Source organism: Dickeya sp. Secpp 1600 (genome assembly GCF_003049805.1).
Lineage (GTDB): Bacteria > Pseudomonadota > Gammaproteobacteria > Enterobacterales > Enterobacteriaceae > Dickeya > Dickeya fangzhongdai.
The window spans coordinates 3,094,170-3,108,421 of sequence record NZ_CP023484.1 but is presented as its reverse complement, the minus strand read 5'-3'; the positions used below and the strand labels follow the sequence as shown (position 1 = coordinate 3,108,421).

10 protein-coding genes and 1 other RNA gene are annotated in these 14,252 nt (G+C 58.8%); 8 read left to right on the top strand and 3 right to left on the bottom strand.

Annotated elements, in window-relative coordinates:
* Positions 1-194: 194 nt before the first annotated feature.
* A complete protein-coding gene (gene ppsA, locus CPA59_RS13720) occupies positions 195-2,573 on the top strand; it encodes a phosphoenolpyruvate synthase (protein WP_038919459.1) in 2,379 nt (792 codons plus the stop codon).
* A 168-nt stretch (positions 2,574-2,741) separates the two neighbouring features.
* Here the strand turns inward: ppsA and rprA are convergent.
* Positions 2,742-2,852, bottom strand: an RNA gene (rprA, locus tag CPA59_RS13715) — antisense sRNA RprA.
* A 233-nt stretch (positions 2,853-3,085) separates the two neighbouring features.
* Positions 3,086-4,189, bottom strand: a complete 1,104-nt coding sequence (ydiK, locus tag CPA59_RS13710) for an AI-2E family transporter YdiK (RefSeq protein WP_038668139.1) — start codon at positions 4,187-4,189, stop codon at positions 3,086-3,088.
* Positions 4,190-4,526: 337 nt separating this feature from the next.
* Here ydiK and CPA59_RS13705 point away from each other — a divergent pair, with 337 nt between their 5' ends.
* A complete protein-coding gene (locus CPA59_RS13705) occupies positions 4,527-7,586 on the top strand; it encodes an FAD-binding and (Fe-S)-binding domain-containing protein (RefSeq protein ID WP_107759720.1) in 3,060 nt (1,019 codons plus the stop codon).
* Complete coding sequence (locus tag CPA59_RS13700) at positions 7,586-8,008, top strand: hotdog fold thioesterase (RefSeq protein WP_107759718.1); 423 nt, start codon at positions 7,586-7,588, stop codon at positions 8,006-8,008. The genes CPA59_RS13705 and CPA59_RS13700 overlap by 1 nt, the downstream gene beginning before the upstream one ends.
* A 69-nt stretch (positions 8,009-8,077) precedes the next feature.
* Here the strand turns inward: CPA59_RS13700 and CPA59_RS13695 are convergent, their stop codons facing one another.
* Entirely contained in the window at positions 8,078-8,479 is a 402-nt protein-coding gene (locus tag CPA59_RS13695; protein WP_107759716.1) for a hypothetical protein, read from the bottom strand.
* A 549-nt stretch (positions 8,480-9,028) separates the two neighbouring features.
* On the opposite strand from CPA59_RS13695, the gene sufA reads away from it, so the two are divergent.
* The 5 genes from sufA (at position 9,029) to sufS (ending at position 14,250) form a co-directional block, all read left to right on the top strand.
* Positions 9,029-9,400 carry a Fe-S cluster assembly scaffold SufA gene (gene sufA / locus CPA59_RS13690; protein WP_038919454.1) on the top strand — a complete coding sequence of 124 codons (372 nt, stop codon included), beginning with the start codon at positions 9,029-9,031 and terminating at the stop codon, positions 9,398-9,400.
* A gap of 14 nt (positions 9,401-9,414) precedes the next feature.
* On the top strand, positions 9,415-10,914 hold the full coding sequence (gene sufB, locus CPA59_RS13685) for a Fe-S cluster assembly protein SufB (RefSeq protein WP_038919453.1): 1,500 nt from the start codon (positions 9,415-9,417) through the stop codon (positions 10,912-10,914).
* Positions 10,915-11,001: 87 nt separating this feature from the next.
* Positions 11,002-11,748: a Fe-S cluster assembly ATPase SufC gene (gene sufC / locus CPA59_RS13680; protein ID WP_022633952.1), complete on the top strand. Its 747-nt coding sequence runs from the start codon at positions 11,002-11,004 to the stop codon at positions 11,746-11,748.
* A complete protein-coding gene (gene sufD / locus CPA59_RS13675) occupies positions 11,723-13,015 on the top strand; it encodes a Fe-S cluster assembly protein SufD (protein ID WP_107759714.1) in 1,293 nt (430 codons plus the stop codon). Before sufC ends, sufD begins: the two co-directional genes overlap by 26 nt.
* Positions 13,012-14,250: a cysteine desulfurase SufS gene (sufS, locus tag CPA59_RS13670; protein WP_107759712.1), complete on the top strand. Its 1,239-nt coding sequence runs from the start codon at positions 13,012-13,014 to the stop codon at positions 14,248-14,250. Before sufD ends, sufS begins: the two co-directional genes overlap by 4 nt.
* The last annotated feature ends 2 nt before the right edge of the window (positions 14,251-14,252 follow it).

Below are 14,252 nucleotides of genomic sequence, written 5' to 3'. Positions count from 1 at the left end.
CAATATTGGGATTTTTCTGACTTTTAGCAATCCAAAACCCTGAATTCCTCTTTTTTTCACCAGGTTGATCGATTCACCTTTCCGTCCTTTTTGAAACCCTGTGCTACGCTCATAAAGCCGAAACTCATTCATGGCGAAATATTTCACACCCTAATTCTTTACACCGTAACTGTATGCAAAAAGGATTATTTTCGATGTCTAACAACGGCCCTGATATGCGTAATGTCCTGTGGTATAACCAGCTTGGTATGCACGACGTTGAGCGGGTGGGAGGCAAAAATGCCTCTCTGGGGGAAATGATCACCAATCTGTCGGAACTTGGGGTGTCGGTTCCGAATGGTTTTGCGACAACCGCCCAGGCGTTTAATGACTTTCTCAACCAAAGCGGCATCAACCAGCGGATCTATGAACTGCTGGACCGTACCGATGCCGACGATGTCAGCCAGTTAGCCAAAGCCGGCGCGCAGATCCGCCAGTGGGTCATCGACACGCCGTTCCAGCCGGAGCTGGAGCAGGCAATCCGCGACGCGTACCGGCAACTGGCGGACGGCGAGCCGGACGCGTCGTTCGCGGTGCGTTCTTCCGCCACGGCGGAAGATATGCCGGACGCCTCCTTCGCCGGCCAGCAGGAAACCTTCCTTAACGTACAGGGCATTGATGCCGTGATGGTGGCGGTGAAGCATGTGTTTGCTTCGCTGTTCAACGATCGCGCCATTTCCTATCGCGTGCATCAGGGCTATGACCACCGCGGCGTGGCGTTGTCCGCCGGGGTGCAGCGCATGGTGCGCTCCGATCTGGCGTCTTCCGGCGTGATGTTTACGCTGGATACCGAGTCGGGCTTCGATCAGGTGGTGTTTATTACCGCCGCCTGGGGGCTGGGCGAGATGGTGGTGCAGGGCGCGGTCAACCCGGATGAGTTTTATGTGCACAAACCGACGTTGCTCAGTGGCAAACCGTCGATTGTGCGCCGCAATATGGGATCGAAAAAAATCCGCATGGTGTACGCCGCCACGCAGGAGCACGGCAAGCAGGTGCGGGTGGAGGATGTGGAAGAGGCGCAGCGCACTCGTTTCTGTCTGAGCGATGATGAAGTGCAGGCGCTGGCGCATCAGGCGTTGCTGATTGAAAAACACTACGGCCGCCCGATGGACATCGAATGGGCCAAAGACGGCCACACCGGCAAACTGTATATCGTGCAGGCGCGTCCGGAGACCGTACGTTCCAACGGCCAGGTGATGGAGCGTTATCATTTGCCGGCCGGCGGCAAGGTGCTGGTGGAAGGGCGCGCCATCGGCCATCGCATCGGCGCGGGCGAAGTGAAGATCGTCCATGACATTAGCGAAATGCATCGGGTGAATGCCGGCGACGTGCTGGTGACCGACATGACCGACCCGGACTGGGAACCGATCATGAAAAAAGCGGCGGCGATCGTCACCAACCGCGGCGGGCGGACCTGCCATGCGGCGATCATCGCTCGTGAACTGGGTATTCCGGCGGTGGTGGGCTGCGGCGACGCCACCGAGCGGCTGCAAAGCGGCCAGAAAGTGACGGTATCCTGCGCCGAGGGCGACACCGGCTATGTCTATCAGGACCTGCTGGATTTCACCGTAAAAAGCTCGCAGGTGGATGCCATGCCGTCGTTGCCGCTGAAAATTATGATGAACGTCGGCAACCCGGATCGGGCGTTCGATTTCGCCTGCCTGCCCAACGAAGGGGTGGGGCTGGCGCGGCTGGAGTTCATCATCAACCGCATGATCGGGGTGCATCCGCGCGCCTTGCTGGAGTTTGAACAGCAGACGCCGGAATTGCAGCGCGAAATCCGTATCCTGATGCAGGGATACGACGACCCGGTCGAGTTCTACATCGAACGGCTGAAGGAAGGCATCGCGACGCTGGCGGCGGCATTCTGGCCGAAGCGGGTGATCGTGCGTCTGTCCGACTTCAAGTCCAACGAGTACGCCAACCTGCTGGGCGGCGCGCGCTACGAGCCGGAAGAAGAAAACCCGATGCTGGGCTTCCGCGGCGCCGGTCGTTACGTGTCGCCGGACTTCCGCGCCTGCTTTGCGCTGGAGTGCGAGGCGGTGAAACGGGTGCGCAACGACATGGGGTTGAGCAACGTGGAAGTGATGATCCCGTTTGTGCGCACCGTGGCGCAGGCGCAGGCCGTGGTGGCCGAGCTGGCCAGTCAGGGGCTGAAACGTGGCGAGAACGGTCTGAAAATCATCATGATGTGCGAAATTCCGTCCAACGCGCTGCTGGCGGAGGAATTCCTGCAGCATTTCGACGGTTTCTCCATCGGTTCGAATGACATGACCCAACTGGCGTTGGGGCTGGACCGCGACTCCGGCGTGGTGTCTGAACTGTTCGACGAGCGCAACGACGCGGTGAAAGCGCTGCTGGCGATGGCGATCCGCGCCGCGAAAAAACAGGGCAAGTACGTCGGGATCTGTGGTCAGGGGCCGTCCGACCATGAGGATTTTGCCGCCTGGCTGATGGATGAAGGCATCGACAGTCTGTCGCTGAACCCGGACACCGTGGTGCAGACCTGGCTGAGTCTGGCAGAGAAACGCTAAGCCGTTATCCGTCTATTCGACGTTATTGAAGTCATACCCACCGCTCGCCGCACTGCGCCGGGCGGTTTTTTTATGCCCGCGTTTGGTGATGTGAGATAAGGCGAGTGAAGAAGACGGGAGGCAAAAACGGAGCAGGCGCCACAGGACGAGAAAGAGGGAAAGCAACAGATAAAAAAAAGCCCACCTCAGGGGATGGGCAAAGACTACACACAGCAATTCGTTACTAGCTCTGACGAGGAGAAACCTCACTGACAAACATTACGTTAACAATAGCTCCGGGTATGAATACTAGGTTTTGGGGCGATCGGAGTCATTAGGAATCATCCTAATGGTTAATTATTTTTGAATAATAGATTTGTCATGCAAGAATTTTTGTCAGGAAAACTGATCTAATAGCAGATTAACTGCCATAAATGATGAAAATCGGCTGAGAGGTTTCCTAAAAATATAAAATTATCTTACATATTAGGAGTAATCCCGATGCGTGATGCACCGGGAAATGGATGTGAAAATCAGGGTTTCTTGTGGTGGTGAGAAATTGCGCGGATCGGCGGCGGTTCCGGCGACTCTTTCATCCAGGCCGACAGCAGGCGATAAGATACCGCCAGCACGACCGGACCAATAAACAGCCCGATCATACCGAATGCCAGCAGGCCGCCGATCACGCCGGACAGGATCAGCAACATCGGCAAATCAGCGCCCATACGAATCAGCAACGGGCGGATGATGTTGTCCAGCGTGCCAACCACGCAGCTCCAGATCAGCAGGATGGTGCCCCAGGTGGTATCGCCGCTCCAGTAAAGCCAGATAATGGCGGGAATCAGCACCGTCAGCGGGCCGATTTGCGCCACGCAGGACAGAAACATCAGTACCGTCAGCAACGTGGTGTAGGGAATCCCGGCCAGCGCCAGACCAATGCCGCCCAGCACCGACTGCACAATCGCCGTCACCACCACCCCGAGGGCGACCGCCCGGATGGCTTGCGCCGCCAGAATCACCGCCGAGTCGCCGCCCTGACGCCCGAGGCGAATGGCGAAACGACGTACACCCAGCGCGACCTGGTCCCCCTTGCTGTACAGCAGTACGCTGAACAGCACCATCAGGGCGCAGTGCATCAGGAAACGGCCGATATGCGCCGCCTGTGATACCACCCAGGAAGCGGTCTGGCCGATATAGGGCTGAATTTTGGCCATCAGCGCCGGGCCGCCGCTGTGCGCCAGTGAATACCAACTGCTGTGCAGCTTGGCGCCCACCAGCGGGATGGACTGCAGCCAGTCCAGCTCCGGCGGGGTGATCCGCCCCTGCGCGCCGATCCAGCTAATCAGATTCGACGCGTTGTCAATCACGCTACTGACCAGAATCGAGGTCGGGAACACGAACAGCAGCACCAGCAGCACGGTCATGACCAGCACCGCCAGCGAGCGGGATCCCCAAAGTATTTGTTGCAGACGGATTAGCAGCGGCCAGGTGGCGATGACCACCATGCTGGCCCAGGCAAAGCCGAGGATAAACGGTTGCACCACCCAGAAACAGGCAATAATCAAAATACCAATAAACAACAAGCTGAACAGGATTCGCGCGAGGTCGAATCGCTGTGACTGAGATTGTTTCATCAAGAGAGGTTACCTCGTTAATTCAGGCGACAGGCCTAATGCAAAATGATGAAAACGGGGCTGGCTGTCGTCCCTGATGGCTGATAATGCAAAGGATTTGAGCCAGAATTTATCATGCGTGATTTCCGCCGGTTTGCACAGTGATTCCTGACCGGGAGGGCGAATCGTCAGCGTTATGCCGCAGGCGCGCCAGCCGCCGCAACCCTAAGTTTTTATTGATCCATTAACGCACAGCCGGGGGAAATGTGATAAAACGAAGGGGCCGCGGATGGCCGACGCGTCGCCTGCCGGCATTTAGTTTATTGGCAAACACCTCTCGCACGGACAGGGTCAACACATAATGATCCCACAGATCACACAAGCGCCGGGAATCGTTCAACCGGTGCTGAGCTTTTTGGAAGCCTTGAAGCAAAACGGTTTTACCGGCGATATCGCCACTCAGTACGCCGACCGCCTGACGATGGCGACGGATAACAGTATTTATCAACTGCTGCCGGACGCGGTGGTTTTTCCCCGCTCTACCGCCGACGTGGCGCTGCTGGCCCGTCTGGCTGATGAGGAGCGCTTTCGCGAGCTGGTCTTCACGCCGCGCGGCGGCGGCACCGGCACCAACGGACAGGCGCTCAATCACGGGATTGTGGTGGATATGTCCCGCTACATGAACCGTATTCTGGAAATCAACCCGGAGCAGGGCTGGGTACGGGTGGAAGCCGGGGTTATCAAGGATCAACTGAACCAGTACCTCAAGCCGTTCGGCTACTTTTTCGCGCCGGAGCTGTCTACCAGCAACCGCGCCACGCTCGGCGGCATGATCAATACCGACGCCTCGGGGCAGGGCTCGCTGGTGTATGGCAAAACCTCGGATCATGTACTGGGGCTGCGCGCGGTGCTGCCAGGCGGCGAACTGCTGGATACCCAGGCGATGCCGGTGGCGCTGGCGGAACAGCTGGCGCAGGACGATTCGCCGATCGGTCGCATTTATCACACCGTATTGCATCGCTGCCGTGAACGCCGCGAGCTGATTATAGAAAAGTTCCCCAAACTGAACCGCTTCCTGACCGGTTACGACCTGCGTCATGTTTTCAGCGATGACATGCAAACGTTTGACCTGACTCGCATCCTGACCGGCGCCGAGGGGACGCTGGCGTTCATTACCGAAGCGAAGCTGGATATCACGCCGTTGCCCAAGGTGCGGCGGCTGGTCAACGTCAAATATGACTCGTTTGATTCCGCGCTGCGCAACGCGCCGTTTATGGTGGAGGCGCGGGCGCTGTCGGTGGAAACGGTGGACTCGAAGGTGCTGAATCTGGCGCGCGAAGACATCGTGTGGCACTCGGTCAGCGAACTGATTACCGATGTGCCCGGCGAGGAGATGCTGGGGCTGAACATTGTCGAGTTCGCCGGCGACGACGAGCCGCTTATCGACAGTCAGGTGGCGTCGTTGTGCGAACGTCTGGATGGGCTGCTGGCTGCCCGCGAGGCGGGGGTGATCGGTTATCAGATTTGCCGCGATCTGGCGGGCATCGAACGCATTTACGGCATGCGCAAGAAAGCGGTCGGCCTGCTGGGCAACAGCAAAGGGCTGGCGAAACCGATTCCGTTTGCCGAAGACACCTGCGTGCCGCCTCAGCATCTGGCGGATTACATCGCCGAGTTCCGCACGTTGCTGGACAGTCACCATTTGAGTTACGGCATGTTTGGTCACGTGGACGCCGGTGTGCTGCATGTGCGTCCGGCGCTGGATATGTGCGACCCGCAGCAGGAAGTGCTGATGAAGCAGCTGTCCGATCAAATCGTGGCGCTGACCGCCAAATATGGCGGTTTGCTGTGGGGCGAACACGGCAAAGGCTTCCGCGCCGAATACAGCCCGGCATTCTTCGGTCCGGAGCTGTATGAAGAATTGCGCCGGGTCAAGGCGGCGTTCGACCCGGACAACCGCCTCAACCCCGGCAAGATCTGTGCGCCGCTGGGAGTGGACGCGCCGATGATGCAGGTGGATGCGGTGAAACGCGGCACCTACGATCGGCAGATTCCGCTGACGGTGCGCACCGCGTACCGCGGCGCGATGGAGTGCAACGGCAACGGCCTGTGCTTTAACTTCGATACCCGCAGCCCGATGTGCCCGTCGATGAAAATCACCGGCAACCGTATTCATTCGCCCAAAGGTCGCGCCACGCTGGTGCGCGAGTGGCTGCGACTGCTGTCGGAGCAGGGGGTGGATCCGCTGGCGCTGGAAAACGCGCTGCCGCATCAGCGCGTCAGTTTCCGCGGACTGATCGCCAAAACCCGCAACACGCTGGCCGCGCGTCAGGGCGTGTATGACTTCTCGCACGAGGTCAAAGAGGCGATGTCCGGCTGTCTGGCGTGCAAAGCTTGCTCCACCCAGTGCCCGATCAAGATTGACGTTCCCGGTTTTCGCGCGCGTTTCCTGCAGTTGTACCACACCCGCTATCTGCGGCCGGCGCGGGATTATCTGGTGGCCGGCGTGGAAAGTTATGCTCCGCTGATGGCGCACAGCCCGAAAACCTTCAACTTTTTCCTGCGCCAGCCGTGGGTGAATGCGGTCAGCCGCAAGTTCATCGGCATGGTGGATTTGCCGTTGCTGTCGACGCCGTCGCTGCGCCAGCAATTTGTCGGCCATCGGGTGATGACCACCACGCTGGAACAGCTGGAGCAGATGTCGCCGCAGGCGCGTGCCGATCATGTGCTGATCGTACAGGATCCGTTTACCAGCTATTACGACGCGCAGGTGGTGGCGGATTTTGTCCGGCTGGTGGAAAAGCTGGGGGTGCGACCGGTGCTGCTGCCGTTTTCGCCGAACGGCAAGCCGCAGCATATCAAAGGATTTCTGCAGCGCTTTGCCAAAACCGCCGGTAAAACCGCGGAATTCCTCAACCGGGTGGCCCGTCTTGGCCTGCCGATGGTGGGGGTGGATCCGGCGCTGGTGCTATGCTACCGGGATGAGTACCGGGAAGTGCTGGGCGATCGGCGCGGCGATTTTCAGGTGCAACTGGTGCATGAGTGGTTAACGGCGCTACTGACCCGCCGCGACGATCGCGCGCCGGCGCTGCGCGACGAACCGTGGTATCTGTTCGGTCACTGCACCGAAACTACGGCGCTGCCGGCCAGCGGGCAACAGTGGTCGGCCATTTTTGCCCATTTCGGCGCCCGGCTGGAAAACGTCAGCGTCGGTTGTTGCGGCATGGCGGGCACCTATGGTCATGAGAGCCGTAATCTGGCGCACTCTCAGGGGATCTATGCTCTCTCCTGGCAGCCGTCCCTGCAACGGTTGCCGCAGGCGCGCTGTCTGACCACCGGCTACTCCTGCCGCAGTCAGGTTAAGCGTATGGAAGGGCGTGGGTTGAAACATCCGTTGCAGGCGTTGCTGGAGCTGGTGTGATGCTGTGGAAACGTACCGTAGATATTGAGCAGTTGAATCAGATGGCGGTGGGCGGCATGGCCGGTCATATCGGCATCCGCATGACGCGCCTGACCGACGATACGCTGGAAGGCGTGATGCCGGTGGATCATCGCACGCGTCAGCCTTTCGGGCTGTTGCATGGCGGTGCATCGGTGGCGCTGGCGGAATCGCTGGGGTCGATCGCCGGTTATCTGTGTTCGGAAGGCGAGCAGCGGGTGGTGGGGGTGGAAATCAACGCCAACCATCTGCGCGCGGTAACGGAAGGCGAGGTGCGCGGCGTTTGCCGCGCGCTGCACACCGGCAAACGGATGCAGGTCTGGCAGATTGATATTTTTGACAGCCGGGATCGGTTGTGTTGCACCTCGCGGTTGACTACGGCGGTGATCACGCCGGACACTTGACCTCCCGCCAATCGTTACGCTGCTGTCGGGCACCCGGCCCGGCAGCCTCTCTCTTCAGGGTATAAAATTTCAGGGGATAAACGCCACCCGCTGCATAAAATCGGTTTGGAACGCGGTGGCTTTGTCCCAGTTGCCCATTAGGCTGAATTGCGTGCAGATGCGCTGCAACGTCTGGCGTGCAAAGTAGTAACTCTGTACCCGGAACAGGTGGTCGCGCTCGGCATTGTTGATTTCATGAATCAGGCGTTGGTGGATCTTGATCAGGCTGAACAGGTAACTGTTTTCGTCGCCCTGCTGCTGGCTCAGCTCCGCCATGTGAACACCGGTCAGGTAGTAGTGCCGCAATTCGCCAATCTCGCCGTTATCCCGCTCCAGCGATAACTCCGCCAGATAAAATTCCATCGTGGCATTCCGCAATTGCTGCCGGTAGTCATCAATCTGCGTCTGCAACCAGGCTCTGAACGGGAACATGTCCGGCACCTCATATCTTAAATAAGAATCATTATCATATTTTTAAGCGCCTCATCATGCAACGCTCCGGTGTGCATTCACCGGCAAGAGGCGATCGCGATCGCATTTTCTGCATGAAACGTGCTGAATTTATCATCATGTGCTTGCGGCGGAGAATTTTTGGCATGGCAGGGGCGTTCAAAAAATAGACTGATTCAGAGGTGTTATACTGATGATAAGAGAATGTTGATAGCACTAACAGGTAAAACCATAGGTATAAATTATCAATTTTTGCTATATCAATAGTCAGTTATTGGTTTTAGGGGCGGTGAGTGCCGAAACATCGCTTGCGGATGGCGCGTACTGAACCCTGTAACCGGGAAAAGCCCCACAATCATCCGGAAAAGCCCCCACAATCACCCGGTTGATGTAGTAATAATTATCATTAACATTGTGTGAGTTCTGACAGTATCGATATCCGAATCGATCAAGCCGAAGGAAACGGATGTCATGCGGTCGGTATCACAGCCCGCCGTGCGGGGGGCAATAACAGTAAACGAGGTGATTCCGATGCAAACGCACGATGTAGAAACTTTTTCACTGGACGAACAGGCATGGCAGGGATTGACGCTGACCGATAGCGCCGTGGCCCATATCAGTAACCTGATGCGGCGGGATGAGTCGGTGCAGGGTATCCGGCTGACGGTTAAGCAGTCGGGTTGTGCGGGTTTCGGTTATGTACTGGAACTGGTGCATCAGCCTGATCCCACCGATCTGCTCTATCAGCGCGAAAGCGCGCGATTGTTCATTCCGCTCAAGGCGATGCCGTTTCTCGACGGCACGGAAGTGGATTTTGTTCAGGAAGGCATCAATCAGGTATTCAAATTCAACAATCCCAAAGCCCGACATGCCTGTGGGTGTGGCGAAAGTTTTGGGCTTTAAGCGGCGACACGATTATGGCGCGTAGTAATGTAGACGTATCCGACGATGTCCAGACCTGGCTCGATGACGGCCGTTATAAAGAGGGCTTTTTCACCGAGCTGGCGATGGACCAACTGGCCCACGGCATCAATGAAGACGTGGTGCGGGCGATTTCCGCCAGACGTAATGAACCGGAGTGGATGCTGGAGTTCCGGCTCAGCGCCTACCGGGCCTGGTTGCAGATGGAGGAACCGCACTGGCTGAAAGCGCATTACGAGCGGTTGAACTATCAGGACTACAGCTATTACTCCGCGCCCTCCTGCGGGCAGTGCGACGACAGCTGCGGTTCCCAGCCGGGCGCACAGCAACAGCCGGCCGGCGATGTCGCCCACAGCAATTACCTGACCCGCGAAGTGGAGGACGCTTTCGACAAGCTGGGCGTACCGGTACGGGAAGGCAAAGACGTGGCGGTCGACGCCATTTTCGATTCGGTATCCGTCGCCACCACCTATCGGGATGAACTGGCGAAGCAGGGCATCATTTTCTGTTCGTTCAGCGAAGCGATTCAGGAACATCCGCAACTGGTGCGCCAGTATCTGGGCACGGTGGTGCCCGCCAACGACAATTTCTTCGCCGCGCTGAATGCCGCGGTGGCGTCGGACGGCACCTTTGTCTACATCCCGAAAGGGGTGCGCTGCCCGATGGAGCTGTCGACCTATTTCCGCATCAACGCCGCCAAAACCGGTCAGTTCGAGCGCACCATTCTGATTGCCGACGACGACAGTTATGTCAGCTATATCGAGGGCTGTTCGGCGCCGGTGCGCGACAGTTACCAACTGCATGCGGCGGTGGTGGAGGTGATCGTCAACAAGAATGCCGAAGTGAAATATTCCACGGTGCAGAACTGGTTCTCCGGCCAGGGCAGCGAAGGCGGCATTCTCAACTTCGTGACCAAACGCGCGCTGTGCGCCGGCGACCATTCGCGTATGTCGTGGACGCAATCGGAAACCGGGTCGGCGATCACCTGGAAATACCCGAGCGTGATCCTGCGCGGCGACTACTCGGTGGGCGAATTCTTCTCGGTGGCGCTGACCAGCGGTCACCAGCAGGCGGATACCGGCACCAAGATGATCCATATCGGCAAGAACACCCGCTCGACCATCATCGCCAAGGGGATTTCCGCCGGACGCAGCGAGAACACCTATCGCGGGCTGGTGAAGATCATGCCCAGCGCCACCAATGCACGCAATTTCACCCAGTGCGATTCGATGCTGATCGGCAGCGACTGCGGCGCGCACACCTTTCCCTACGTGGAGGTGAGGAACAACAGCGCACAACTGGAACACGAAGCCACCACTTCGCGCATCGGCGAGGATCAACTGTTCTATTGCCTGCAACGCGGTATCAGCGAAGACGACGCTATCTCGATGATAGTCAACGGTTTCTGCAAAGACGTGTTCTCGGAGCTGCCGCTGGAGTTCGCGGTGGAAGCCCAGAAATTGTTGTCCATCAGCCTCGAACACAGTGTGGGTTGATGATGCGCCAACACCACGGCACGCCATGCACCGCGCAGCGGTGTCGATAATCATGAGCGTCGGGTAAGACGCCGGAAGGGTAAGAGTATGTTAACGATTGAAAACTTGAACGTCAGCGTCGAAGACAAACCGATCATCAACGGGTTGAACCTGCAGGTTAACCCGGGCGAGGTCCACGCCATCATGGGGCCGAACGGTTCGGGCAAAAGTACTCTGTCCGCCACGCTGGCCGGGCGCGAGGACTATGAGGTAACCGGCGGGTCGCTGCGTTTCAAGGGCAAAGATCTGCTGGAACTGTCGCCGGAGGAACGGGCCGGCGAAGGGATCTTCATGGCGTTTCAGTACCCGGTGGAAATCCCCGGCGTCAGCAATCGCTTTTTCCTGCAAACCGCGCTGAACGCCGTGCGCGCCTATCGCCAGCAACCGACGCTGGATCGGTTCGATTTCGAGGATTTCATCGACGATAAAATCCGGCTGCTGAACATGCCGGACGACCTGCTGACGCGTTCGGTCAACGTCGGTTTTTCCGGCGGCGAGAAAAAGCGCAACGACATTCTGCAAATGGCGGTGCTGGAACCCGAGCTGTGCATCCTGGATGAAACCGACTCCGGGCTGGACATTGATGCGCTGAAAATCGTCTCCGGCGGCGTCAACGCGCTGCGCGACGGCAAGCGCGCCTTTATCATCGTCACCCATTACCAGCGTATTCTGGACTATATCCGGCCGGATTACGTACATGTGCTCTATCAGGGGCGAATTGTGAAATCCGGGGATTTCTCGCTGGTGAAACAGTTGGAGGAGCAGGGCTATGGCTGGCTTACCGACCAACAGTAAAGCGCAACAGGCGCTGCAGCAGTGGCAACGCCTGTTTGATACCGCAGCGCCGCGCGCCGATGAGGCGCAGCAGCACTGGCAACAGGTGATGCAACTGGGGATTCCCCACCGCAAGCTGGAGCACTGGAAGTACACCCCGCTGGAGCGGCTGCTTGAGCATGAATTCACCACGGTAGCGACCGAAAGCGAGGTCACGCCGGCGCAGCGCGACGCGCTGGCGCTGCCGGTCGACGGCTGGCGATTGGTGTTTGTCGACGGTTGCTTCAGCCGTGCGCTGAGCGACGCCGATACCGGGCCATATCAGGTGGAGGTGATTCCGTCAGCCCGGCGGCAGCCCGGTTTGCCGCCAATTCAGCCGGAGGTGTTTTTGCACCTGACGGAGAGCCTGGCGGCGGAACAGACGCTGATTCAGGTCGACAACGGCGTGACGGCGGAGAAGCCGCTCTATCTGCTGCATATCAGCAGTGGGCGGCCGGCGTCGCTCAATACGCTGCATTATCGCCATCATGTGCGTATCGGCGCAGGGGCCAACGCCACGCTGATCGAGCATTACGCCAGTCTGGAAGGGGCATCTCACTTTAGCGGCGCGCGCCTGACCATCGATGCGGGTGAAAACAGCCGTACCGAGCACTACAAGCTGGGGTTCGAAGCCGCCGACAGCTATCACTTCGCTCACAATGACTTACGTCTGGCACGAGACGCTCAGCTTCATAGCCATAGTTTTCTGCTGGGGGCCGGGCTGACCCGTCATCACACCAGCGCGCAGATAAACGGCGAAGGCGTGACGTTGTCGATGAACAGCCTGATGGTGCCGACCGGCAACGAGGTGTGCGATACCCGTACCTGGCTGGAACACAATCAGGGGTTTGGCGAAAGCCGCCAGTTGCACAAGGCGATTGTGCGCGATCGGGCGCGCGGCGTGTTCAACGGCTTGATCAAGGTGGCGCCCGGCGCCCTGAAGACCGACGGCAAGATGACCAACAACAACCTGTTGCTGGGGCGACTGGCGGAGGTGGACACCAAACCTCAGTTGGAAATCTATGCCGATGACGTGAAATGCAGCCACGGCGCGACGGTCGGGCGCATCGACGAAGAACAGCTGTTTTATCTGCGTTCACGCGGTATCGGCGAACAGGCGGCGCAGCAGATGATTATCTTCGCGTTTGCCGCCGAACTGACGGAGGCGATCCGCTATGACGCGCTGCGTGACGCGGTGCTGGAGCGAGTGGCCCGGCGCCTGCAGGCACTGGGAGGAGAAACAGCGTGAATTATTCCATCGATCATTACCCTATCGATCGGGTGCGGGCGGATTTCCCGATTTTGCAGCAATCGGTCAACGGGCAGCCGCTGGCCTATCTGGACAGCGCCGCCAGCGCGCAGAAACCGCTGGCGGTTATCGACCGTGAACGGGATTTTTACCTGCGCGAATACGCAGCGGTGCACCGCGGCATTCATACCCTGAGCGCCCGCGCCACCAGCGCGATGGAGGAGGTGAGGGCGAAGATCGCCACCTTTATTCATGCCGCTTCGGCGGAAAACATCGTGTTTGTGCGCGGCACCACCGAAGCGATCAATCTGGTGGCCAATAGTTATGGTCGCGTCGTGTTTCAGCCCGGCGACAACGTGGTGATCAGCGAAATGGAGCACCACGCCAACATCGTGCCCTGGCAGATGCTGGCGCAGGCGCGCGGGCTGACGCTGCGTATTTTGCCGATCACCGATGACGGCCAACTGGACATGGCGCAACTGCCGGCATTGCTGGATGAACGCACCCGGCTGGTGGCGGTGACGCAGGTTTCCAACGTGCTGGGCACGGTTAACCCGCTGGCGGAGATTATCCGTCAGGCGCATGCCTGTGGGGCGAAAGTGCTGGTGGATGGCGCGCAGGCGGTGATGCACCAGTCAATCGACGTACAGGCGCTGGATTGCGATTTCTACGCGTTTTCCGGCCATAAACTGTACGCGCCGTCAGGCATTGGCGTGCTGTACGGCAAAAGCGAGCTGTTGCAGGCGATGCCGCCGTGGGAAGGCGGCGGCGCCATGATCCGCGAGGTCAGCCTGACGCAGGGCACCACCTATGCCGATCCGCCGTGGCGCTTTGAGGCGGGCTCGCCGCATGTCGCCGGGATTATCGGTTTGGGAGCGGCGCTGGATTATGTCTCCGTGCTGGGTGTTGAGGCGATTCAGGCGCATGAGGACCAACTGATGCGCTATGCGCTGGCGTCGCTGGCCGAGGTGCCGACGCTTCATCTGTACGGTCCGGCGCATCGGCAGGGTGTGATCGCCTTCAATCTGGGGCGTCACCATGCGTTTGACGTCGGCAGCTTTCTCGACCAGTACGGCATCGCTATTCGCACCGGCCACCATTGCGCCATGCCGCTGATGAGCCGTTATGGCGTACCCAGTATGTGCCGCGCCTCGCTGGCGCTCTATTCCTGTCAGGATGAGATTGACCGATTAGTGGCGGGTCTGCACCGTATACATCGTCTGTTGGGTGAGTGAGC

Coding starts and splice junctions, on each gene's coding strand:
- CPA59_RS13705 (WP_107759720.1), top strand. CDS start 4,527: ATGATCCCACAGATCACACAAGCGCCGGGAATCGTTCAACCGGTGCTG.
- sufC (WP_022633952.1), top strand. CDS start 11,002: ATGTTAACGATTGAAAACTTGAACGTCAGCGTCGAAGACAAACCGATC.
- CPA59_RS13695 (WP_107759716.1), bottom strand. CDS start 8,479: ATGTTCCCGTTCAGAGCCTGGTTGCAGACGCAGATTGATGACTACCGG.
- ppsA (WP_038919459.1), top strand. CDS start 195: ATGTCTAACAACGGCCCTGATATGCGTAATGTCCTGTGGTATAACCAG.
- sufB (WP_038919453.1), top strand. CDS start 9,415: ATGGCGCGTAGTAATGTAGACGTATCCGACGATGTCCAGACCTGGCTC.
- sufD (WP_107759714.1), top strand. CDS start 11,723: ATGGCTGGCTTACCGACCAACAGTAAAGCGCAACAGGCGCTGCAGCAG.
- sufA (WP_038919454.1), top strand. CDS start 9,029: ATGCAAACGCACGATGTAGAAACTTTTTCACTGGACGAACAGGCATGG.
- CPA59_RS13700 (WP_107759718.1), top strand. CDS start 7,586: ATGCTGTGGAAACGTACCGTAGATATTGAGCAGTTGAATCAGATGGCG.